This window comes from Streptomyces roseolus (assembly GCF_014649855.1).
GTDB classification, from domain to species: domain Bacteria; phylum Actinomycetota; class Actinomycetes; order Streptomycetales; family Streptomycetaceae; genus Streptomyces; species Streptomyces roseolus.
In genome coordinates this window covers 349,570-368,847 of record NZ_BMTV01000001.1, presented here as the reverse complement: position 1 = coordinate 368,847, position 19,278 = coordinate 349,570, and the positions used below count along the sequence as shown (strand labels likewise).

Here is a 19,278-nt window from a genome sequence, read left to right as displayed (position 1 = left end):
TCGTCAGTCGCCGATGTCCCCCAGGCTTCGCCCGGGAGGTGCCCCCACCGCATGGACTCCCTCCTCCGCCTTGCGATCGCACGTACCAGACGCCGCTCCCTGATCCGGCCTGATCCGAAAGACACGCCCTAGGCGCCCGCGCTCAGCCCTCCAGGAAGGCGACCAGGGCGTTGGCGAGGAGGTAGGGGTCCTCGGCGCCGCAGAGCTCACGGGCGCTGTGCATGGAGAGGATCGCCACGCCGATGTCGACGGTGGTGATGCCGTGGCGGGCGGCCGTGATGGGGCCGATCGTGGTCCCGCAGGGCATGTCGTTGTTGGACACGAACGACTGCCACGGCACGCCCGCCTTCTCGCACGCGGCGGCGAAGAGGGCGCGGCCGGTGCCGTCGGTGGCGTACCGCTGGTTGACGTTGACCTTGAGGATCGGGCCGCCGTTGACGCGCGGGTGGTGCGTGGGGTCGTGCCGTTCCGCGTAGTTGGGGTGGACGGCGTGGCCGGTGTCGGAGGAGAGGCAGACCGTGCCGGCGAAGGCGCGGGCCCGGTCCTCGTAGCCGCCGCCGCGGGCGTAGACGGAGCGCTCCAGGACGGTGCCGAGGAGGGGGCCCTGGGCGCCGGTGTCGGCCTCGGAGCCGTTCTCCTCGTGGTCGAAGGCGGCGAGGACCGGGATGTACGGGAGGTCCTCGCGTCCGGCGGCCTCGATGAGCGCGGCGACGCCGGCGTGGACGGAGATCAGGTTGTCCATGCGGGGCCCGGCGACGAGTTCGCGGTCCCGGCCGAGGTAGGCGGGGGCCTCGACGGCGTGGACCATGAGGTCCCAGCCGGCCACGTCCTCGGCGTCGACGCCGGCCTCGCCGGCGACGAACTCGACGAGGTCGCCCTCGTGGACCTCGCCGGTGCCCCACACGGGCTGCATGTGCCGCTGGCGGTCGAGCTTCAGTCCGTCGTTGGCGGAGCGGTCGAGGTGGATGGCGAGCTGCGGGACGCGCAGCAGCGGCCGGTCGACGTCGACGAGCCGGTGGCTGCCGTCGCGGAGGGTGAGCCGGCCGGCGAGGCCGAGGTCGCGGTCGAGCCAGGTGTTGAGGAGGGTGCCGCCGTAGATCTCCACGGCGACCTGCCGCCAGCCCTGGGAGCCCATGTCGGGGCGGGGCTTGACGCGCAGGTTGGGGGAGTCGGTGTGGGCGCCGACGATCCGGTACGGGGTGTGCGGGGCGGCGCTCTCGGGCACGTACCAGGCGATGATCGCGCCGCCGCGCGTGACGAACTTCCCGCCGCTCGTCCCGTCCCACGCCGCGGTCTCCTCGACCCGGCGGAAGCCCGCCTTCTCCAGCCGGTCCGCGGTGTTGGCCACCGCGTGGTACGGCGAGGGGGAGGCCGCGAGGAAGGACATCAGGTCATCGGTGTGCCCGGGCCCGAAGGGTGCGGACGCCGGTCGGGAAGCTGCGCTGCTCATACGCCCACCTTACGGTGACCCCTCTCGGCCCCCCGGGCCCGGTCGTGAGCCCGCGCGGAGCCCGCACCCCCGCCCGCGGAACCCGGCGAGCGGGCCGAGCACGGCCGGGGGCGTGAGCCCGGCTACAGCGCCCGGAGGCGAACCGAGCCCCCGGAAAAAGGGGGAACGGCCCGCCCCCCTCCCCGGGGACGGGCCGTTCCGAGCAGGACGAGGTGTGTTCTTAGAACGCGGCCTCGTCCAGGTCCATCAGGCCGCCGTCCACGCCGTCGGCGAGGAGGCGCTCGGTGGAGACGCCGGGCAGGACGTTCGCGGCGAAGAACTTCGCGGCGGCGATCTTGCCCTGGTAGAAGGAGACGTCCTTGCCGGTGGCGCCCGCCGCGAGCTTCTCGGCGGCGACGGCCGCGCCCTTGAGGAGCAGGTAGCCGACGACGACGTCGCCGGAGACCATGAGCAGGCGGGTGGTGTTGAGGCCGACCTTGTAGATGTTCTTGACGTCCTCGCCGGTGGCGGTGAGGTCGGTGATCATCTTGCCGACGATCGCCTCCAGGTCGACGGCGGCCTTGGCGAGCGCGTCGCGGGCGGCGGCGAGCTCCTCGCCGCCGGTGCCGACCGCGAGGAACTTCTTGATCTCCTCGGAGAGGGTGTTCAGCGCGGCGCCCTGGTCGCGGACGATCTTCCGGAAGAAGAAGTCCTGGCCCTGGATGGCGGTGGTGCCCTCGTAGAGGGTGTCGATCTTGGAGTCCCGGATGTACTGCTCGATCGGGTACTCCTGGAGGAAGCCGGAGCCGCCGAAGGTCTGGAGCGACTGCGCGAGCTGCTCGTAGCCCTTCTCGGAGCCGTAGCCCTTCACGATCGGCAGGAGCAGGTCGTTGAGGCCGTGGAGGGCCTTGGCGTCCTCGCCGGCCGCTTCCTTGACCTGGATGGCGTCCTGCACGGAGGCCGTGTAGAGGACGAGGGAGCGCATGCCCTCGGCGTACGCCTTCTGCGTCATCAGCGAGCGGCGGACGTCGGGGTGGTGGGTGATGGTGACCTTGGGGGCCGCCTTGTCCATGAAGTTGGCCAGGTCGGTGCCCTGGACGCGCTCCTTGGCGTACTCCAGGGCGTTGAGGTAGCCCGTGGAGAGGGTGGAGATCGCCTTCGTGCCGACCATCATGCGGGCGAACTCGATGATGAGGAACATCTGGCGGATGCCGTCGTGCTTGTCGCCGATGAGCCAGCCCTTGGCGGGGTGCTTGTCGCCGAAGGTCATCTCGCACGTGTTGGAGGCCTTGAGGCCCATCTTGTGCTCGACGTTGGTGGCGTAGACGCCGTTGCGGGCGCCGAGCTCGCCGGTCTCCCAGTCGAACTCGTACTTCGGGACGAGGAAGAGGCTCAGGCCCTTGGTGCCGGGGCCGGCGCCCTCGGGGCGGGCGAGGACGTAGTGGAGGATGTTCTCCTCCATGTCGTGCTCACCGGAGGTGATGAAGCGCTTGACGCCCTCGATGTGCCAGGAGCCGTCCTCCTGCTGGACGGCCTTGGTGCGGCCGGCGCCGACGTCGGAGCCGGCGTCGGGCTCGGTGAGGACCATCGTGGAGCCCCAGCGGCGCTCGACGGCGATCTGCGCGGCCTTCTTCTGCTGCTCGTTGCCCTCGGTGTAGAGGATGCCGGCGAAGGCGGGGCCGGAGGAGTACATCCAGATGGCCGGGTTCGAGCCGAGCAGCAGCTCCGCGTAGGCCCAGATCAGGGAGCGCGGGGAGACGGTGCCGCCGATCTCCTCGGGGATGCCGAGGCGCCAGTACTCGGACTCCATGAAGGCGTTGTACGAGGCCTTGAAGGTGGCCGGGACCGGGGCGGTGTTGGTCTCCGGGTCGAAGACCGGCGGGTTGCGGTCGGCGTCGGCGAAGGACTCGGCCAGCTCGTTCTCGGCGAGGCGGCGGATCTCGTCGAGGATGCTCTTGGCGGTGTCGACGTCCATCTCCTCGAACGGACCGGTGCCGTACACCTTGTCGCGGCCGAGCACCTCGAAGAGGTTGAACTCGATGTCGCGGAGATTCGACTTGTAGTGCCCCATGGCGACGGCTCCGTAAAGATCGGGGAGGGATACCTCGTACCGAGGGCCACCCGCTTCCTACTCACGGGTAGCGCACTCTTCTCTCCGATGATGCTACCCACCGGTAATAAGAGCAACCCCGGCGGGCGATCTGTGACGCAGTAGGCTCAGGGCCCATGTACGGCTACGAGCAGAATCCGGGTGCGCAGCAGCAGTACGGGATGCCGGGGGGCATGCAGGGCGGGATGCCGAACGGCATGCAGGGGGGCGTTCCCGGCGGGTACGGCCAGCAGCAGGCGCCGCTCTATCCCGAGCCCTCGCCGCCCTCCCTCGCCGACGCCGTACGCGCCTTCACCACCGGCACCATGTCCGCCGAGGACTTCCAGCAGATCTTCGCGAGCTCGAAGGTCTACTGCCCGCGCGGCGACAATCCCGGCTTCCTCGCCCTGCACAACACCCAGCAGCCGGTGATCCCCATGTTCTCCACGCTGAAGGAGCTGCGGCGGTACGCCGGCAAGGAGTCGAAGTACTTCGTGATCACCGGTGCCGAGGTGATCGACCTCCTCCCGACCGGATACGGCTTCGTGCTCGACATGGAGGGCGACCACCGGATGGTCTTCGACGCGAAGGCCGTGGAGCAGATGGTGGACTTCGCGATGCGGCGGATGTACGGCTGACCCATCCTGAGACCAGGAGAAGAGAGCGCCCGGGAGGAATTCCTCCCGGGCGTTCCGCGTTCCGGGTGGCAGGAAGTTCAGTATTCAACTAAAGTGGGGGCACGAGGACAGGCCGCGAAGGCCACCGAGCCCTCAGGCCGTACGAAGGAGGTCCCGCCATGCCCGCCGTGACTGTCGAGAACCCGCTCACCCTGCCGCGCGTCGTCGCCCCGGCCGACGCCGCCCCGCGCCCCGTGCTCGCCGTCACCACGGCCCCCCAGGGCGGCACCTTCGACCACCAGGACTCCAACGGCGGCGGCGGCACCATCACCAACGGCGACACCCAGTGGATGACCGCCGGCTCCGGCCTCCTCCACATCGAGGCCCCGCCGGAGTCCCTGGTCGTCTCCGGAGGCCTCTTCCACGGCCTCCAGCTGTGGGTGAACCTCCCCGCGAGCGACAAGATGATGGCCCCCCGCTACCAGGACATCCGCGGCGGCCAGGTCCAGCTCCTCACCTCCCCCGACGGCGGCGCGCTGCTCCGCGTCATCGCCGGCGAGCTCGACGGCCACCAGGGTCCCGGCATCACCCACACCCCGATCACCATGATCCACGCCACCCTGCGCCCCGGCGCCGAGATCACCCTGCCCTGGCGCGAGGACTTCAACGGCCTCGCGTACGTCATGGCCGGCCGCGGCACCGTCGGCGCCGAGCACCGCCCCGTCCACCTCGGCCAGACGGCCGTCTTCGGCAAGGGCGCGTCGCTGACCGTCCGCGCCGACGAGAAGCAGGACTCGCACACCCCGGACCTGGAGGTCGTCCTCCTCGGCGGCCGGCCCATCCGCGAGCCCATGGCCCACTACGGCCCCTTCGTGATGAACACCCAGGCCGAACTCCGCCAGGCCTTCGAGGACTTCCAGGCGGGCCGCCTCGGCACCGTCCCGGCCGTCCACGGCATGGGCGAGTAACGCTCCGGAAGACTCCCGGGGCAACCCCCCGAGCCCCGGGGAGCGACATGACGGGCCGTCGCCCGGACGGCCCGTCATGTCCGTGTTTATCCCACATCGGCGTGATCTCATGGACGGGTGCAGACCAGTCGAGCGCCCCTCCTCCCCGAGCCCGCCCGCAAGCTCGCCGCCTGGTGCGTCGTGGCGCTGCTCGTCGCCGGGGTCGCCGCCGTCTTCATCTGGCTCTGCGTGGTCTTCAAGGCCGCCGTGACGCCGGTGCTCCTCGCCATCCTCGGGACGGCGCTGCTCGGGCCCCTCTACCGGCGCCTGCTGCGGATGAAGGTGAGCCCGTCCCCCGCCGCCGCGATCACCGTCCTCGCCGTGCTCGTCGTCGTCGGCGGAGCCACGTACATCGTCGTCGCCGCGCTGGTCGAGACCGGGGACCAGATCCTCGCCTCGCTGCGGCAGGCCGCCCTCGGCATCGCCGAGCACTTCGGGGCCGCCGGGACCTCCCTGGAGGACCTCGCCGAGAACGCCAGGAACCTCCTGGAGAAGTTCGGCGGGACCGCCGCCTCCGGCGTGATCTCCGGGATCGGCGTGGTCGGGCAGATGCTCGCCACCGCCGTCCTCGCCCTCCTCCTGATCTTCTTCTTCCTCCGCGACTCCGACCGGGCCGCCGGCTCCCTGCGCTCCCTCGTCCCCGCCGCCACCGGCGACACCGCCGAGGCCATGGCCCGCCGCGCCTTCGAGGCCGTCGAGGGCTTCATGCGCGGCACCACGCTCGTCGCGCTCGTCGACGCCGTCCTCATCGGCATCGGCCTGCTCGTGCTCCAGGTGCCCGGCGCCGTCGGACTCGCCGCGCTCGTCTTCGTCACCGCCTACATCCCTTACCTCGGCGCCTTCCTCTCCGGCGCGGTCGCCGTCCTCGTCGCCCTCGCCGACCGCGGCTTCGTCATCGCCCTGTGGGTCCTCGGCGTCGTACTCGCCGTCCAGGTCATCGAGGGCAACGTCCTCCAGCCGATGGTCCAGAGCCGCACCGTCCAGATGCACCCGGCCGCCGTCATGCTCGCCATCACCGCCGGCGCCTCCGTCGCCGGCATCCTCGGCATGCTCCTCGCCGTCCCCCTGACGGCCGCCGCCACCGGCATCCTCGGCGAACTCCGCGACCGGTACGGAACCTCCCGGCCGGCTCCGGAAGAGACGGCCTAGGAGACCGGCGCGGCGCCCGGCTCGAAGGACTTCAGCATGGCCTCCAGGGCCGCCTGGTCGGGGCCGACGAAGGGGTCGGAGTCCGGCGCCTCCGCCAGCGTCCCCAGCATCCGGTCCGTCATCCGCACGGCCGGCGGCAGATGGGTGGACAGCACGATCTCCGGGGCCATCGCCCGCAGCGGCTCCAGGGTCGCCCGGTACTTCTCCGGGTCCACCACGTGCACCCACGGGCTGTCGAGCGTCGCCCACGTCAGCTGCGTCCCGCGCAGCTCCTCCGGCTTCAGGTCGCTCGCGTGCCCGCTCTCGGCGAGTTCCGCGGTCGGCATCGGGCCGCCGAAGCAGTCCGAGCTGAAGCAGGTGCGGGTCCTGTCGTCGTAGAAGCCGACGGTCGCCGGGTTGTCGAAGAGCGGCGGCCGGAAGGCGTGCAGCACGCGGTCCCCGACGTCCAGGGACTGCCCGGGGTTGAGGAAGTACAACCGGTCCATCGGCAGCGGCCGTTCGGTCGACATGATGCCGGCGCCGAGGAAGGTGGTCACCACGCGCGCGTGCGGGGCGGCCTCCAGGAGGGCGAAGAGCCCGCCCGTGTGGTCGCGGTCCGGGTGGGTGAGCCAGATCCAGCGCACGTCCGCCGGGTCGATCACCCCGGCGAGCGCGGCGAGGAAGTCCCGGTCCGCGATCGACAGTCCGGTGTCGACGACGACGGGTTCGGCGGCGGTCAGCACGTACGCGTTGACGGGGACGTGCCCCATCCCCGGTACTTCCAGGCTGTCGGCCAGGACGGTGGTGTCACTGCCGACCTTGTGGGTGTCCATGGCGAGCTCCGTGGTCCCCCCGGGCGGCCGTACCCCACCAGTCTCCGCCGTACGGCCGCCCGACGCGCGCCGGAGGCCGTACGTGCCCCGGGGAGGGGGCTACGGGCAGCATCCCTCCGGCCCCGTCGGCTCCGTCAGTTCGAACCAGATCGTCTTGCCCTCGCCGCGCGGCGCGACGCCCCACGCGTCGGCCAGCATCTCCATCAGCACCAGGCCGCGGCCGCTGGACGCCATCTCGCCCGGGTGACGCTTGTGCGGCAGTTCGTCGCTGGCGTCGGAGACCTCGACCCGCAGCAGGCGGGCCTTCTCGCCGCAGGCGACCTCCGCGGTGAGGAGCGCGTCGCCGTCCGTGTGGACCAGGACGTTCGTGACCATCTCGGAGACCATCAGGACGGCCGCGTCCAGCTGGTCCTCGTCCGTCCAGTCGTGCAGCAGCTGCCGCAGCTGCTCACGCGCCTCCGCGATCCGCTCCGGCTCGGCCTGGGCGATCGTCATCAGGGTGCGGCGCGGTGTCTGCCGCACCGTCGTCGCCGGCCGGCGGGACAGCAGCAGGACGGCGATGTCGTCCTCGCGCCGGTCCGCGAGCGGGCCGGTGGTGTGGTGGGAGCCGGGCCCGTGGACGGCCTCCACGAGGGAGTCGGCCAGCTCCTCCAGGTCGTCGCCCCGGTGCGCCTCCAGGAGCCGCTTGACCCGCTCCCAGCCGCTGTCGAGGTCGTGCCCGCCGGTCTCCAGGAGGCCGTCGGTGCAGATCATCAGGGTCTCGCCGGGATCGAGGGTGAGCCGGGTCGTGGGGTAGTCGGCGTCGGCGTCGATGCCGAGCGGGAGCCCGCCGGCCGTCGGCCTCAGGAGAACCGTTCCGTCGACCATCCGCACCGCCGGGTCCGGATGGCCCGCCCGGGCGATGTCCACCGTCCCCGTCTCCAGGTCGACCTCCAGGTAGAGGCAGGTGGCGAAGCGCGGCCCGCCGCCCCGCGCCCCCGCCCCGGGCCCGTCCGCGCCGGACCCGTCCGCGCCGTCGTACCCGTCGTTCACCCCGTACAGGAACCGCGAGGCCCGCGAGAGCACCGCGTCCGGCCGGTGGCCCTCGGAGGCGTACGCCCGCAACGCGATCCGCAGCTGCCCCATCAGGGCCGCCGCCCGCACGTCGTGCCCCTGGACGTCCCCGATGACGAGCGCGATCCGGCCCGCGCCGCCGCCCGTACCGCCCTCCGTGCCGCCGGGCAGCCGGATCATGTCGTACCAGTCGCCGCCGACCTGGAGACCGCCGCCGGTGGGCACGTACCGCGCCGCCACCCGGATCCCCGGGATCCCCGGCCCGAGCACCGGCATCATCGTCCGCTGGAGGCCGAGCGACAGCTCCCGCTCCGACTCCGCCACCCCGGCCCTGGCCAGTGCCTGCGCCAGCATCCGCGCCACCGTGGTCAGCACCGACCGCTCGTCCGGCGTGAACGTCACCGGGTGCTTGAAGGCCGCCATCCAGGCGCCCATCGTCCGCCCCGCCACCACCAGCGGCACGAACGCCCACGACTGCCGTTCGAACGGCTCCGCCAGCGGCCACGTCGTCGGGAAGCGGCGCCGGTACTCCTCCGGGGACGGCAGGTAGATCGCCCGCCCGGTCCGCACCACCTCCGCCGCCGGGTAGTCCGTGTGCAGGGACATCGACGTGAAGGGGCCCTCGTCGCCGTCCCGCTGCCCGTGGTGCCCGATCACCGTCAGCCGGTCGCCCGACATCCCGAAGACCGCCAGTCCGTCCGGCGAGAAGCCCGGCATCGACAGCGAGGCCGCCACCCGCAGCACCTCGGCCGTGGACCGCGCCTCCGCGAGGGCCCGCCCCGCGTCCAGCAGGAACGCCTCCCGCGAGCGCCGCCAGTCGCCGGTGATCGCCGTGTGCGGTCCGGCCGTCCCCGGCTGCGGGTCCGCCACCTCCTGGAGCGTCCCGACCAGCTGGTAGTCGCTCCCCTCGATCAGCGGCTTCGACCGGCTCCGTACGGTCCGTACCACCCGGCCCCGCTCGTCCATGATCCGCAGCCGGGCCTCGGCGAGCGTGCCCTCGGCCACCGCGAGGCTGACGACGCCGTCGATCTCGTTCCAGTCCACCGGATGGAAGCGCGAGCGCACCGCCGCCTCGCTGAGCCGCACCGGCTCGGCGGGCAGCCCGAGCAGCCGGGCGGCCTCGGCGTCGAGCGAGACGATCCCGGAAGCGTTGTCCCAGCGCCACAGGCCCGTGGCGATCGCGGCCAGGACGTCCTCGGTGCGCATTGCCCCACTTTATGAATATCGGACTGCGTGTCGCCACCGAGAGTATTCGAATCGTGATCTTGGGTGTCCCGGTAGGCTTGGGGCGGCCCCGGCACTGCCCGGGCCGAGGTTTCAAGGTTTCTCTCCGATCCCGAAGACTGGATGAACGACGATGCATCGGTACAGGTCCCACACCTGCGGCGAGCTCCGCGCCTCTGACGTCGGCACCGACGTCCGGCTGAGCGGCTGGCTGCACAATCGGCGCGACCTGGGCGGCATCCTCTTCATCGATCTGCGCGACCACTACGGCATCACGCAGCTCGTCGCCCGCCCCGGCACCCCCGCCTACGAGGCCCTCGACAAGCTGACGAAGGAATCCGTCGTCCGCGTCGACGGCAAGGTCGTCTCCCGCGGCGCGGAGAACGTCAACCCCGAGCTGCCCACCGGCGAGGTCGAGGTCGAGGTCGGCGAGGTCGAGGTCCTCGGCGCCGCCAAGCAGATCCCCTTCACCATCAACGCCGACGACGGCGTCAACGAGGAGCGGCGCCTGGAGTACCGCTTCCTCGACCTGCGCCGCGAGCGCATGCACCGCAACATCATGCTGCGCTCCGCCGTCATCGCCGCCATCCGCTCCAAGATGGTGGCCCTCGGCTTCAACGAGATGGCGACCCCGATCCTCACCGCGACCTCCCCCGAGGGCGCCCGTGACTTCGTCGTCCCGTCCCGCCTCAACCCGGGCAAGTTCTACGCGCTCCCGCAGGCCCCGCAGCAGTTCAAGCAGCTGTTCATGATCTCGGGCTTCGACCGCTACTTCCAGATCGCGCCCTGCTTCCGCGACGAGGACGCCCGCGCCGACCGCTCGCCCGGCGAGTTCTACCAGCTCGACGTCGAGATGAGCTTCGTCGAGCAGGAGGACGTCTTCCAGCCGATCGAGAAGCTCATGACCGAGCTCTTCGAGGAGTTCGGCGGCGGCCGCCACGTCACCTCCCCCTTCCCGCGGATCCCGTTCCGCGAGTCGATGCTGAAGTACGGCAACGACAAGCCCGACCTGCGCACCTCCCTCGAACTCGTCGACATCTCCGACGTCTTCGAGGCGTCGGAGTTCAAGGCCTTCGCCGGCAAGCACGTCCGCGCGCTCGCCGTCCCGGACACCGGCGACCAGCCGCGCAAGTTCTTCGACTCCCTCGGCGACTTCGCGGTCTCCCTCGGCGCGAAGGGCCTGGCCTGGGTCCGCGTCGGCGAGGGCAACGCCCTCACCGGCCCCATCGCCAAGTTCCTCACCGAGGAGAACGTCAAGGTCCTCACCGAGCGCCTCGGCCTCGCCCCCGGCCACGCGGTCTTCTTCGGCGCCGGCGAGTTCGACGAGGTCTCCAAGATCATGGGCCCGGTCCGGGTCGAGGCCGCCAAGCGCGCCGGCCAGTTCGAGGAGAACGTCTTCCGCTTCGCGTGGATCGTCGACTTCCCGATGTACGAGAAGGACGAGGAGACCGGCAAGATCGACTTCTCGCACAACCCCTTCTCCATGCCCCAGGGCGGCCTGGAGGCCCTGGAGACGAAGGACCCGCTGGACATCCTCGGCTGGCAGTACGACATCGTCTGCAACGGCATCGAGCTCTCCTCCGGCGCCATCCGGAACCACGAGCCCGACATCATGTTCAAGGCGTTCGAGATCGCCGGCTACAGCCGCGAGACCGTCGAGACCGAGTTCGCCGGCATGCTCCGCGCCTTCCAGTACGGCGCCCCGCCGCACGGCGGCATCGCCCCCGGCGTCGACCGCATCGTCATGCTCCTCGCCGACGAGCCCAACATCCGCGAGACCATCGCGTTCCCGCTCAACGGCAACGCCCAGGACCTCATGATGGGCGCCCCGACGGAGCTCGACGAGTCCCGCCTGCGCGAGCTGAACATCCAGCTCCGCAAGCCGGTCGAGAAGAAGGCCGCCGACGACCGCCCGGTGACCGAGTCGGTCCACCCGGACGCGGCGCGGTAAGTCGCCCGAACGAAGGGCCCGGGATCCGTGACGCACGGATCCCGGGCCCTTCGTCACACGGCGGCGACGGATTCCCACCGCACCTCACCGTCGTGCACCACATCCGTCCGTACGAGCCCGGCGGCGCGGGCGACGGCGGCGGAGGCGGCGTGCTCGGGGTGCACGTGCGCGACGACGGTACGGACCCGGGGCCGCAGCCACCCGACGAGCGCGCGGGCCGCCTCGGAGGCGTACCCCCGCCCCTGCCAGGCGGTCCCGACGACCCAGGCGACCTCGGCACCGTCCCCGGTGACGGTCGCCTGCACGGTCCCGACGAGCCGCCCGTCCTCACGGGCGCGGATCACCCAGTTGCACCAGGTGGTCCCGGGCTCCGGCGCCCCCGCCTCCCACCGCGTGTACCGCGCCCGCAACTCCTCCGGGCTCTCCGGCGCACCCCCGATGAACGCGTGCAGCGCGGGGTCGTCCAGCACCGCGGCCATCTCCTCGGCGTGCCCGACCTCCAGCGGCACGAGCTCGAGCCGCTCCCCGGCCGGGATCACCTCGACGACGACGCCGCTGTCACTCATGCCTCACCTTTCCCCGCCTTGTCTCACGCCGTACTTACTGCAAGCGGCTTCTCAGTTCGTATGAGCCGCAAGGCGCGTACAGGCCAGCCGTTCCTCATGATCCAGCACGATCATCAGGCGTTCGTCCGCGGAGCCGACCTCAAGCACGACCAGATCATCCATGGCGGTATACCAGAGGTCATCGATCGAGTCGAGCAACGAGGAAACCGTCATCTCGGCGGCCACTCATGGCGGTGTTCTCGGCAGCGACGGAACGGGAGTCGGCAGCTCTGGTGGGGGTGAGGGCGTGGGGGTGTACGTGGCGGGGCTGGTCTCGGGGTTGCCGCAGGCGGGGCAGGGGGCCGAGGGCGGGGCTCGGAAGCAGGTGTCGCAGGGTTCGCAGTACTGGAGGGGGAGCGCCGTCCGGGCCGCCGGGGGCGGGGCGTCGAGCGGGGGTGCCGGGGGGAGGCGGGCGGACAGGCGGTGGGCCAGGAGGGCGGCGGGGCGGTGGAGGGGGGTGGTGGGGAGGTCGGTCGTCAGGGCGTGGCGGACGGTCTCGGGCGAGGCGCCGCGTTCGAGCCAGGCGGCCACGCCGGGGGTGAGGTGTGCGGCGTCGGCCTCGGAGCAGTACAGGCGGGGGTCCGCCTCGCGGAGTCCGATGAGGACGTGGAGGGCGGAACGGAGGAGTTCGCGGGCCGGGAAGCCGGGGTGGGGGACGGGCGGGAGGGGGCGGGGGGTGGAGGACTTGGGGGTCGTTGCCGGGGTTGGGGCCGGGGCCGGGGCCGGGGCCGGGGACAGGGCGGGATCGGGCTCGGGGGCGGGCTCCGGCTCCGGCTGAGGGGTGGGCTTCGGTACGGGCCTTCGGGGTGGCGCCGGCTTCGCCGTCGGGGGCCGGTCCTGGGGCGGCCGGTGGCAGAAGACCGTGTGGGTGGAGACGCGGCCGTCGGCGGTGCGGACGACCGTTCGGCGCAGGTAGTGGTGGGCTTCCAGCGCGTTCAGGGCCTTCGCGACGGTGGTCCTGCCGAGGCGGAGGTCGTTCGCGAGGGTCCTGATGTCCACGGGGGTGCCCTCGGGCAGCGACGCGATGCGGACGGCGACGCCGATCGCCACGCCGTCCAGGGCCTCGTGCTGGAGGAGGGCGTTGTCCAGGACCGTGAAGTTGCGGGTGAGGCGGGCCCGCTCGTGGCACACACCACCGGAAGTACGCCGGGAAGAGTGGTTCTTGGGGTGGGAGCGGGACGCGGGGCGCGACCGCCGACTAGGCTGTCGGTCATCCATCGGGAAGGTTTGCGCTTCCTGTTTGGTAGGCCCTCGCACTGGGACGGCAATCCCGGCGGGGGCCGACGCATTTCTGCGAACGGTTGGTATGGCGCTGAGACTAGACCAGCCAACCCGCCTCGAAACGCCATCAGTTGGCATATTCACTCTCGTGAGTGACCGCGCTCCCACGCCCGCGCGAGGGTGGGTGGGGTGGGCGTTCTTTCCCTCGGTTCTTTGTCTTTGAGAGCCCGCGCCACTGGCGTCCGGTCCACCGGAGCCCGGTCCGCCGGGCTCCGGTGGACCGGACGATCGGTGCAGGTCAGGCGCCTCAGTAGGTGAGCGCATCAACTCGGCTGCTGGAGGCGGTCGTACGGGCGAATCGCTGGGAGCCCTCTGTCAGTAGGCTCCGCGTATGACGAGAACCGGTACGCGTGACACACGACTGAACCGGTTGTGGGGCGCCGCGTGCGCCTTTGCCGGGATCTTCTTCCTCATGTGGGCTCTGTCCTGGATCAAGGCGAGCGTGGTCAATGAGGACCTGCAGAACCACTGCGAGGTTCTGCGGACGACCAGCTTCCCCTTCGAGAAGTCCTGTACGCATGAAGACGGCACGGTCGAGGGTGCGAACAGCCTGGCCTTCGAGGGCATCTTCTTCGGCTCGGCGGCCGCGGTCGCGGCCTGCCTGACAGCCGCCTTCGCGATCGAGGCCGGCCGGAGGAAATAGCACCACGAGTACCACCCCGCGTCCGGCGCACCAAGCCCGATCGCGCCGGCCCGGCTGTCCTTCGGAGGGAATCAGAAGGGCGGGCGGCGGGAGAGGAAGCCCTCGCGCTCCAGCTCCCGCAGGGCGTGGACGATCTGGGCCCGCTCCTCGGGGAAGCGCGGACTTACGAGGTCGTCGACGGTGAGGGGGACGTAGGCCGGGCGCCACCGGATCTTCATTCCGACACCGGTGCCGGCGAGCTCCATGCCGGTTCGCCGGCCGAGTTCGCGGTCGATCAGATCGAAGTCGGGGAACACGTCCCGCCACACGACGGGGGGAGCGGCGAGGAAGGATTCAGCGACTGTGGGGAGAACTGCCATGAAGGTGCAGATCCTCGATCTCGCCTGGTTCAAGAGCAGCTACAGCGGTGGCAACAACGGTGAGTCGTGCGTCGAGGTCGCAGCCACCTCCGCCGCCGTCCGCGTCCGGGACTCCAAGGACATCGGCCTGCCCCAGCTCGTCCTCTCCCCGGAGGCGTGGGCCGGGTTCGTCGGGTTCGCGCGTCACGGCGGCTGATCCGGCCGCCGTCGGGTTTCAGCGGGCGTGTTCCTTCAGGAACGCGCCCGCCAGGGCCGCCGCTTCCTCTTTCGTGGGGGCGGCGGCCGTGTCGCTTCTGGTGCCGTCGGCGGCCGTGGCCGTCCACGTCCAGGCGTCGTCGGAGGGGGCGAGCTCCGCACGGCCGCCGAAGAGGGCGAGGCTGGTGGCGCCGGGGGCCGGGCGGGTCACCGCGTCGGGCCACTTCTTGCGGGCGCCCTGGCGGGTGATGCCCCAGGCGGCGCCCAGCTGTTCGTAGCTCGCGCCGTACGAGCCGGCCGTGCCGGCGGCGACGGCGGTGAGGCGCTTGACCTCCTGGTCGACCACCTTCCAGGCGGCGAGGACGGAGAGTGCGATGTCCACCGGCTCACCGTGCCACATCTGCTCCTCGGGCTGCCCGGTCGTGCGGGCGCGGAGGGCTGCGGCGAGGGGGTTCAGGGCCTCGTAGAGCGCCGATTCGAGGCCGGTCAGTTCTTCCGCGGGAAGCTGCTCCGAGAACGTCATGAGGCAACTGTAGTTTACGGACCACTCGCTTGGGAACTTTTGTTTACATGAATCGTGAGTTCGTGTTCTCCGCCTTCGCCGTCACACCCTCGCCGTCCGTTCCGTCACTCCGGCGTACGGCCCCTCCCGGGGGCCACGACCGGAGGAGTCCCCGTGTCCACCACCGCCACCGTCGTCACCGCCGTCGCCGCGTTCATGGCGGGTTTCTCGGGCGCCTCGGTGCTCTTCCGGGCGAGGTTCGTCGTCGGGCCGCTCGCTGCCTACGGCGTGCCGCGGGCGTGGTGGAACGGACTCGGGGCGGCGAAGCTGGCCGGGGCCGCGGGGCTCGTCGCGGGGTTCTGGGTGCCGGTGGTCGGGGTGCTCGCGGCGGTCGGCCTGGTGCTGTACTTCGCGGGTGCGGCGATCACCGTCGTACGGGCGAAGGCGTACGGACACGTGGCCTTCCCGCTGATGTAACTGGCGCCGGCCGCCGCCGCGCTGGTCCTGGTCTGAGGACGGCGAAGGCCGCCGGCCCCGGGGAGACGGGGGCGGCGGCCTTCACGGGGTGCGTGCGGACGTCAGTCCTTCTTCGGGTCCTCCAGGCGCGGGAAGAGGACCGCGCCCTTCGTGACCGTCGCGCCGGCCGGGAGCTGCCCCCAGCGGGCCGCGTCCTGCACCGGCTGGGCGGCCAGGGCGCCCAGGGGAGCCTCGGCGCCGAGGGAGTCCCAGAGCTTCTGGGAGGTCTCCGGCATGACCGGGTTGAGGAGGACGGCGACGGCGCGGAGGGACTCGGCGGCCGTGTAGAGGATCGTCGCCAGGCGGGCCCGGCCCTCCTCCGACTCGTCCTTCGCGACCTTCCAGGGCTCCTGCTCCGTGATGTAGCCGTTGACCTGCTTCACGAAGTCGAAGATCGCCAGGATGCCGGCCTGGAAGTCCAGCTCCTCGCCGATCTTGGCGTCGGCCGTCGCGACCGCCTTCGCCAGGCCGTCCTGGACCGCCTTCTCGGCGTCGCCGTCGGCCGTCGAGGCCGGCAGCTCGCCGCCGAAGTACTTGCCGACCATCGCCGCCACGCGGGAGGCGAGGTTGCCGTAGTCGTTGGCCAGCTCGGAGGTGTAGCGGGCGGAGAAGTCCTCCCACGAGAACGAGCCGTCCTGACCGAAGGCGATGGCCCGGAGGAAGTACCAGCGGTACGCGTCCACGCCGAAGTGCGAGGTCAGGTCCTGCGGCTTGATGCCGGTCAGGTTCGACTTCGACATCTTCTCGCCGCCGACCATCAGCCAGCCGTTGGCCGCGACCCTGCCCGGGACCGGGAGGCCCTGCGCCATCAGCATCGCCGGCCAGATCACCGCGTGGAAGCGGAGGATGTCCTTGCCGATGAGGTGGACGTTCGCCGGGAAGGTCTCCTCGAACTTCTCCGGGTTCTCGTTGTAGCCGACCGCCGTCGCGTAGTTCAGCAGCGCGTCGATCCACACGTAGATCACGTGCTCGTCGTCCCACGGGACCGGGATGCCCCAGTCGAAGGTCGAGCGCGAGATGGAGAGGTCCTCAAGGCCCTGCTTGACGAAGTTCAGGACCTCGTTGCGGGCGGACTCCGGCTGGATGAAGCCCGGGTTCGCCTCGTAGAACTCGAGCAGCTTCGGGCCGTACTCGCTCAGCTTGAAGAAGTAGTTCTCCTCCTTGAGGATCTCCACCGGCTTCTTGTGGACGGGGCAGAGCTTGGTGCCGTCCTCCGCCTCGATGAGATCGCCCGGGAGCTTGAACTCCTCGCAGCCGACGCAGTACGGGCCCTCGTAGCCGCCCTTGTAGATCTCGCCCTTGTCGTACAGGTCCTGCACGAACTCCTGGACGCGGTCCGTGTGACGCTTCTGCGTGGTGCGGATGAAGTCGTCGTTCGCGATGTTCAGGTGCTCCCAGAGGGGCTTCCAGGCCTCCTCGACGAGCTTGTCGCACCAGGCCTGGGGCGTGACATTGTTCGCCTCGGCCGTGCGCATGATCTTCTGACCGTGCTCGTCCGTGCCGGTGAGGTACCACACCTTCTCGCCGCGCTGACGGTGCCAGCGCGTGAGCACGTCGCCTGCGACGGTCGTGTAGGCGTGGCCCAGGTGAGGAGCGTCGTTGACGTAGTAGATGGGGGTCGTGACGTAGAACGCCTTCGCCCCCTGCTTCTCGGATCCAGTGGCCGCCATGGTCGAAATCCTAACGGGCCCACGAAGATCGACTCACATCGATGAGCAGGGGGCGGAACGAGGGGTTCAGCGGGCGTTCAGAGGGAGAGGGCGGTGAGGATCCCCCGGTAGAACTCCGCGTGCGGGGTCTCGACCGGCGTCGGGCCCGCGAAGTGGGTCGCGGTGCGGTCGGCGGTCAGCTTCCGCAGGTAGTCGAAGGCCTTTCCGTCCTCCTCGCCCCAGGCCGTGAAGCGCCAGTGCACGGGGCGGTCGGCGGCCTCCGTCAGGGCCTGCGTCGCGGCGGTACGGGACTCGGGGGCGCCGTCCGTCTGGAAGATCACCAGCGCGGGGCGGGCCGGTCCGGTCTTCTCGTGGTGGGCCAGGACCTCCTCGACGGCGCGGTGGTAGTTCGTCCGGCCGAGGCGGCCGAGGCCGGCGTTGATCTCCTCCACGCGGGTGGGGGTGAGGTCGGCGGGGGTCAGGTCGACGACCCCGTCGACGTCGGTCGAGAAGAAGACCGTCGTGACCGTCGCGTCCTCGTCCAGGTGCGCGGCGAGCGCGACGGCCTGCTCGGCGAGGCGCTGCACGGAGCCGTCCTTGAAGTACCCGCGCATCGACCCGGACCGGTCGACGACCAGGTACACCTGCGCCCGCGCCCCCGCGAGCCCCTCCTTCCGCAGGACGCTCCCGGCGGCCTTGTACGCCTCCACCAGCTCGGGCGTCGCGACCGCCTTCACGCGCGCGAGCGCGACCGCGGGGCCCTGCGGGGCGCTGCCGGTGGCGGGGGCGTCGGTGCCGGTGCCGGTGTCCGTGTCGGTGGTGGGCTGGGCGTCCGCCTCCGCCGTGGCCGCCGCGACGGGCTGCGCCTCGGCCGGTACGGCCTCCGTGGCCGGGTCGGTCTCGGCGGTGGGTTCGCCTTCCGTGGCCGGGTCGGTCTCGGCGGTGGGTTCGGTCTCGGCCGGGGCCTCCGCGTCCTCCGCGTTCTCCGTTGCCTCGGCGATGGCGGCGGCGGCGGGGGCGGTGGGCTCCGGGGCCGGTTCGGCGGCGGCCTCGGTGTCCGGGGCGGCCGTCGCGTCGGCGGCGACCTCGTGCTCGGCCGCGGCTGCCGGCTCCGTGTCGGCGGCGGCCGGTGCGACCTCGGCCTCCGGCTCCGTGACGGCCGTGGGCTCGGGCTCGGTGGTGGCCGCGAGGACCGTCTCGGCGGGGGCCGACGGTGCGGTCTCCGCCTCCGCCTCCGGCGCGGTGTCGGCCGTCGGCGCAGCCTCGAGGGCGGCCTCGGTCTCCGGGGCGGGTTCCGTCTCGGTTGCGGTCGGTGCGGCCTCCGCCTCCGGCTCGGAGTCGGCCCCGGGCTTCGCCTCGTCCGTGGCCGAAGTGGTCTCCGCTCCCGGTGCGGTGTCAGCCGCCGGATCGGCGGTCGGCTCGGCCTCGGCTGCCGCCTCGGCGGCCGGGGCGGGCGTCGCGTCGGTGTCGGCCGCCGGTTCCGCCTCGGCCACACCGTCGGCCACGGCCGCCGGCTCCACGTCGGTGGCGGTCGGTACGACCTCCGCCTCCGTCTTCGGCTCGGCTTCGGGCGCCGCGTCCGCCTTCGGCGCTTCCGCTTCCGCTTCCGCCTCCGCGTCCGTCTTCGGCGCCTCAGCCTCCGCGTCCGCCGCCTTCGGCGTATCCGCGTCCGCCTTCGGCGCTTCCGCCTCCGCTTCCGCCGCCTTCGCCGGTTCCGGGTGGGCCGTGCGGGCCTTGGGGATCTGGGGGTTGTCGAAGGCGGCGGCCACCAGGTCGTCGGCGGCCTTCCGGGCCGCTGCCTCCGGGGCCTCCGCGGGCTCCTGGGCCTCTGAGGTCTCCCGGCTCTCCCGGCTCTCCCGGCTCTCCCGGGTCTCCGGGGTCTTCGCGGGCTCCTGGGGCGTCGGCTCCAGGGACTGCCGGGGCTCCTCCGCCTTCGGGAGTTCCGGTTCGCGGGACTGAGGAGGGACGGAAGGGGTCGCGGGATCTTCGCGGTCGCGGCCGAATACCTTGCGCAGCAAGCTCCGAATACCCATGGGCGAACCCTTTCGCATGAGTTGGATGCGGTATGCGTCCTTCATCCCTGGCCAGGGCGGACACGTAAGGTTAGCGGCCGCGTCCTCCGGTTCCGGGGACCCCGTCGGTCACGGTTGCCGCGCATTCATCCGGCGTTCATTCCGCCGCCGCCCGCGTGCAGATG

Annotated in this window: 18 protein-coding genes; 7 read left to right on the top strand and 11 right to left on the bottom strand. The window is 71.6% G+C overall.

What is annotated here, in order from left to right:
- Positions 1-142 precede the first annotated feature (142 nt).
- The gene (locus IE245_RS01745) at positions 143-1,450 is read right to left on the bottom strand and encodes a M18 family aminopeptidase (protein ID WP_189944757.1); all 1,308 of its coding nucleotides are present in this window, start codon (positions 1,448-1,450) and stop codon (positions 143-145) included.
- 220 nt (positions 1,451-1,670) lie between these two features.
- Positions 1,671-3,500 carry an acyl-CoA dehydrogenase gene (locus IE245_RS01740; protein ID WP_189944756.1) on the bottom strand — a complete coding sequence of 610 codons (1,830 nt, stop codon included), beginning with the start codon at positions 3,498-3,500 and terminating at the stop codon, positions 1,671-1,673.
- A 155-nt stretch (positions 3,501-3,655) separates the two neighbouring features.
- On the opposite strand from IE245_RS01740, the gene IE245_RS01735 reads away from it, so the two are divergent.
- The 3 genes from IE245_RS01735 to IE245_RS01725 all read left to right on the top strand — a co-directional run bounded on the left by IE245_RS01735 (position 3,656) and on the right by IE245_RS01725 (position 6,291).
- Positions 3,656-4,156, top strand: coding sequence for an SseB family protein (locus IE245_RS01735; RefSeq protein ID WP_189944755.1), 501 nt, complete (start codon positions 3,656-3,658; stop codon positions 4,154-4,156).
- A 158-nt stretch (positions 4,157-4,314) separates the two neighbouring features.
- Positions 4,315-5,103, top strand: a complete 789-nt coding sequence (locus tag IE245_RS01730; RefSeq protein ID WP_189944754.1) for a pirin family protein — start codon at positions 4,315-4,317, stop codon at positions 5,101-5,103.
- Positions 5,104-5,220: 117 nt separating this feature from the next.
- Positions 5,221-6,291, top strand: a complete 1,071-nt coding sequence (locus tag IE245_RS01725) for an AI-2E family transporter (protein ID WP_189944753.1) — start codon at positions 5,221-5,223, stop codon at positions 6,289-6,291.
- Here IE245_RS01725 and IE245_RS01720 read toward each other — a convergent pair.
- Together IE245_RS01720 and IE245_RS01715 are read right to left on the bottom strand one after the other, a co-directional pair.
- A complete protein-coding gene (locus IE245_RS01720) occupies positions 6,288-7,103 on the bottom strand; it encodes an MBL fold metallo-hydrolase (RefSeq protein ID WP_189944752.1) in 816 nt (271 codons plus the stop codon). The two genes, IE245_RS01725 and IE245_RS01720, sit on opposite strands and share 4 nt — an antisense overlap.
- Positions 7,104-7,202: 99 nt before the next feature.
- The gene (locus tag IE245_RS01715) at positions 7,203-9,362 is read right to left on the bottom strand and encodes an ATP-binding SpoIIE family protein phosphatase (protein WP_189944751.1); all 2,160 of its coding nucleotides are present in this window, start codon (positions 9,360-9,362) and stop codon (positions 7,203-7,205) included.
- A 151-nt stretch (positions 9,363-9,513) separates the two neighbouring features.
- Between IE245_RS01715 and aspS the strand changes: the two genes are divergently transcribed.
- The gene (gene aspS / locus IE245_RS01710) at positions 9,514-11,331 is read left to right on the top strand and encodes an aspartate--tRNA ligase (RefSeq protein ID WP_189944750.1); all 1,818 of its coding nucleotides are present in this window, start codon (positions 9,514-9,516) and stop codon (positions 11,329-11,331) included.
- A gap of 53 nt (positions 11,332-11,384) precedes the next feature.
- On the opposite strand, the gene IE245_RS01705 is transcribed toward aspS, so the two are convergent.
- Genes IE245_RS01705 through IE245_RS37635 form a run of 3 tightly spaced genes read right to left on the bottom strand, consistent with a single transcriptional unit; the run spans position 11,385 to position 13,067 of the window.
- On the bottom strand, positions 11,385-11,897 hold the full coding sequence (locus IE245_RS01705) for a GNAT family N-acetyltransferase (RefSeq protein WP_189944749.1): 513 nt from the start codon (positions 11,895-11,897) through the stop codon (positions 11,385-11,387).
- A 51-nt stretch (positions 11,898-11,948) separates the two neighbouring features.
- Entirely contained in the window at positions 11,949-12,122 is a 174-nt protein-coding gene (locus IE245_RS01700) for a hypothetical protein (RefSeq protein WP_189944748.1), read from the bottom strand.
- Positions 12,123-13,067, bottom strand: a complete 945-nt coding sequence (locus tag IE245_RS37635; protein WP_189944747.1) for a helix-turn-helix domain-containing protein — start codon at positions 13,065-13,067, stop codon at positions 12,123-12,125.
- Between the two features lie 481 nt (positions 13,068-13,548).
- Between IE245_RS37635 and IE245_RS01690 the strand changes: the two genes are divergently transcribed.
- A complete protein-coding gene (locus tag IE245_RS01690) occupies positions 13,549-13,860 on the top strand; it encodes a hypothetical protein (protein ID WP_189944746.1) in 312 nt (103 codons plus the stop codon).
- A gap of 71 nt (positions 13,861-13,931) precedes the next feature.
- Here the strand turns inward: IE245_RS01690 and IE245_RS01685 are convergent, their stop codons facing one another.
- Positions 13,932-14,219 (bottom strand): hypothetical protein, encoded by a 288-nt coding sequence (locus IE245_RS01685; RefSeq protein WP_189944745.1) that lies wholly within the window; start codon positions 14,217-14,219, stop codon positions 13,932-13,934.
- On the opposite strand from IE245_RS01685, the gene IE245_RS01680 reads away from it, so the two are divergent.
- On the top strand, positions 14,218-14,415 hold the full coding sequence (locus tag IE245_RS01680; protein WP_189944744.1) for a DUF397 domain-containing protein: 198 nt from the start codon (positions 14,218-14,220) through the stop codon (positions 14,413-14,415). The two genes, IE245_RS01685 and IE245_RS01680, sit on opposite strands and share 2 nt — an antisense overlap.
- An 18-nt stretch (positions 14,416-14,433) precedes the next feature.
- On the opposite strand, the gene IE245_RS01675 is transcribed toward IE245_RS01680, so the two are convergent.
- Positions 14,434-14,937 (bottom strand): hypothetical protein, encoded by a 504-nt coding sequence (locus IE245_RS01675; RefSeq protein ID WP_189944743.1) that lies wholly within the window; start codon positions 14,935-14,937, stop codon positions 14,434-14,436.
- A gap of 153 nt (positions 14,938-15,090) precedes the next feature.
- Here IE245_RS01675 and IE245_RS01670 point away from each other — a divergent pair, with 153 nt between their 5' ends.
- The gene (locus tag IE245_RS01670) at positions 15,091-15,393 is read left to right on the top strand and encodes a DoxX family protein (protein ID WP_189944742.1); all 303 of its coding nucleotides are present in this window, start codon (positions 15,091-15,093) and stop codon (positions 15,391-15,393) included.
- Between the two features lie 101 nt (positions 15,394-15,494).
- On the opposite strand, the gene metG is transcribed toward IE245_RS01670, so the two are convergent.
- The gene (metG, locus tag IE245_RS01665) at positions 15,495-17,102 is read right to left on the bottom strand and encodes a methionine--tRNA ligase (protein WP_189944741.1); all 1,608 of its coding nucleotides are present in this window, start codon (positions 17,100-17,102) and stop codon (positions 15,495-15,497) included.
- Between the two features lie 77 nt (positions 17,103-17,179).
- The gene (locus IE245_RS01660) at positions 17,180-19,114 is read right to left on the bottom strand and encodes a VWA domain-containing protein (protein WP_189944740.1); all 1,935 of its coding nucleotides are present in this window, start codon (positions 19,112-19,114) and stop codon (positions 17,180-17,182) included.
- Positions 19,115-19,278 lie beyond the last annotated feature (164 nt).

Coding starts and splice junctions, on each gene's coding strand:
- metG (WP_189944741.1), bottom strand. CDS start 17,102: ATGGCGGCCACTGGATCCGAGAAGCAGGGGGCGAAGGCGTTCTACGTC.
- IE245_RS01675 (WP_189944743.1), bottom strand. CDS start 14,937: ATGACGTTCTCGGAGCAGCTTCCCGCGGAAGAACTGACCGGCCTCGAA.
- IE245_RS01715 (WP_189944751.1), bottom strand. CDS start 9,362: ATGCGCACCGAGGACGTCCTGGCCGCGATCGCCACGGGCCTGTGGCGC.
- IE245_RS01660 (WP_189944740.1), bottom strand. CDS start 19,114: ATGGGTATTCGGAGCTTGCTGCGCAAGGTATTCGGCCGCGACCGCGAA.
- IE245_RS01685 (WP_189944745.1), bottom strand. CDS start 14,219: ATGGCAGTTCTCCCCACAGTCGCTGAATCCTTCCTCGCCGCTCCCCCC.
- IE245_RS01740 (WP_189944756.1), bottom strand. CDS start 3,500: ATGGGGCACTACAAGTCGAATCTCCGCGACATCGAGTTCAACCTCTTC.
- IE245_RS01745 (WP_189944757.1), bottom strand. CDS start 1,450: ATGAGCAGCGCAGCTTCCCGACCGGCGTCCGCACCCTTCGGGCCCGGG.
- IE245_RS01730 (WP_189944754.1), top strand. CDS start 4,315: ATGCCCGCCGTGACTGTCGAGAACCCGCTCACCCTGCCGCGCGTCGTC.
- IE245_RS01720 (WP_189944752.1), bottom strand. CDS start 7,103: ATGGACACCCACAAGGTCGGCAGTGACACCACCGTCCTGGCCGACAGC.
- IE245_RS01705 (WP_189944749.1), bottom strand. CDS start 11,897: ATGAGTGACAGCGGCGTCGTCGTCGAGGTGATCCCGGCCGGGGAGCGG.
- IE245_RS01680 (WP_189944744.1), top strand. CDS start 14,218: ATGAAGGTGCAGATCCTCGATCTCGCCTGGTTCAAGAGCAGCTACAGC.
- aspS (WP_189944750.1), top strand. CDS start 9,514: ATGCATCGGTACAGGTCCCACACCTGCGGCGAGCTCCGCGCCTCTGAC.
- IE245_RS01690 (WP_189944746.1), top strand. CDS start 13,549: ATGACGAGAACCGGTACGCGTGACACACGACTGAACCGGTTGTGGGGC.
- IE245_RS01735 (WP_189944755.1), top strand. CDS start 3,656: ATGTACGGCTACGAGCAGAATCCGGGTGCGCAGCAGCAGTACGGGATG.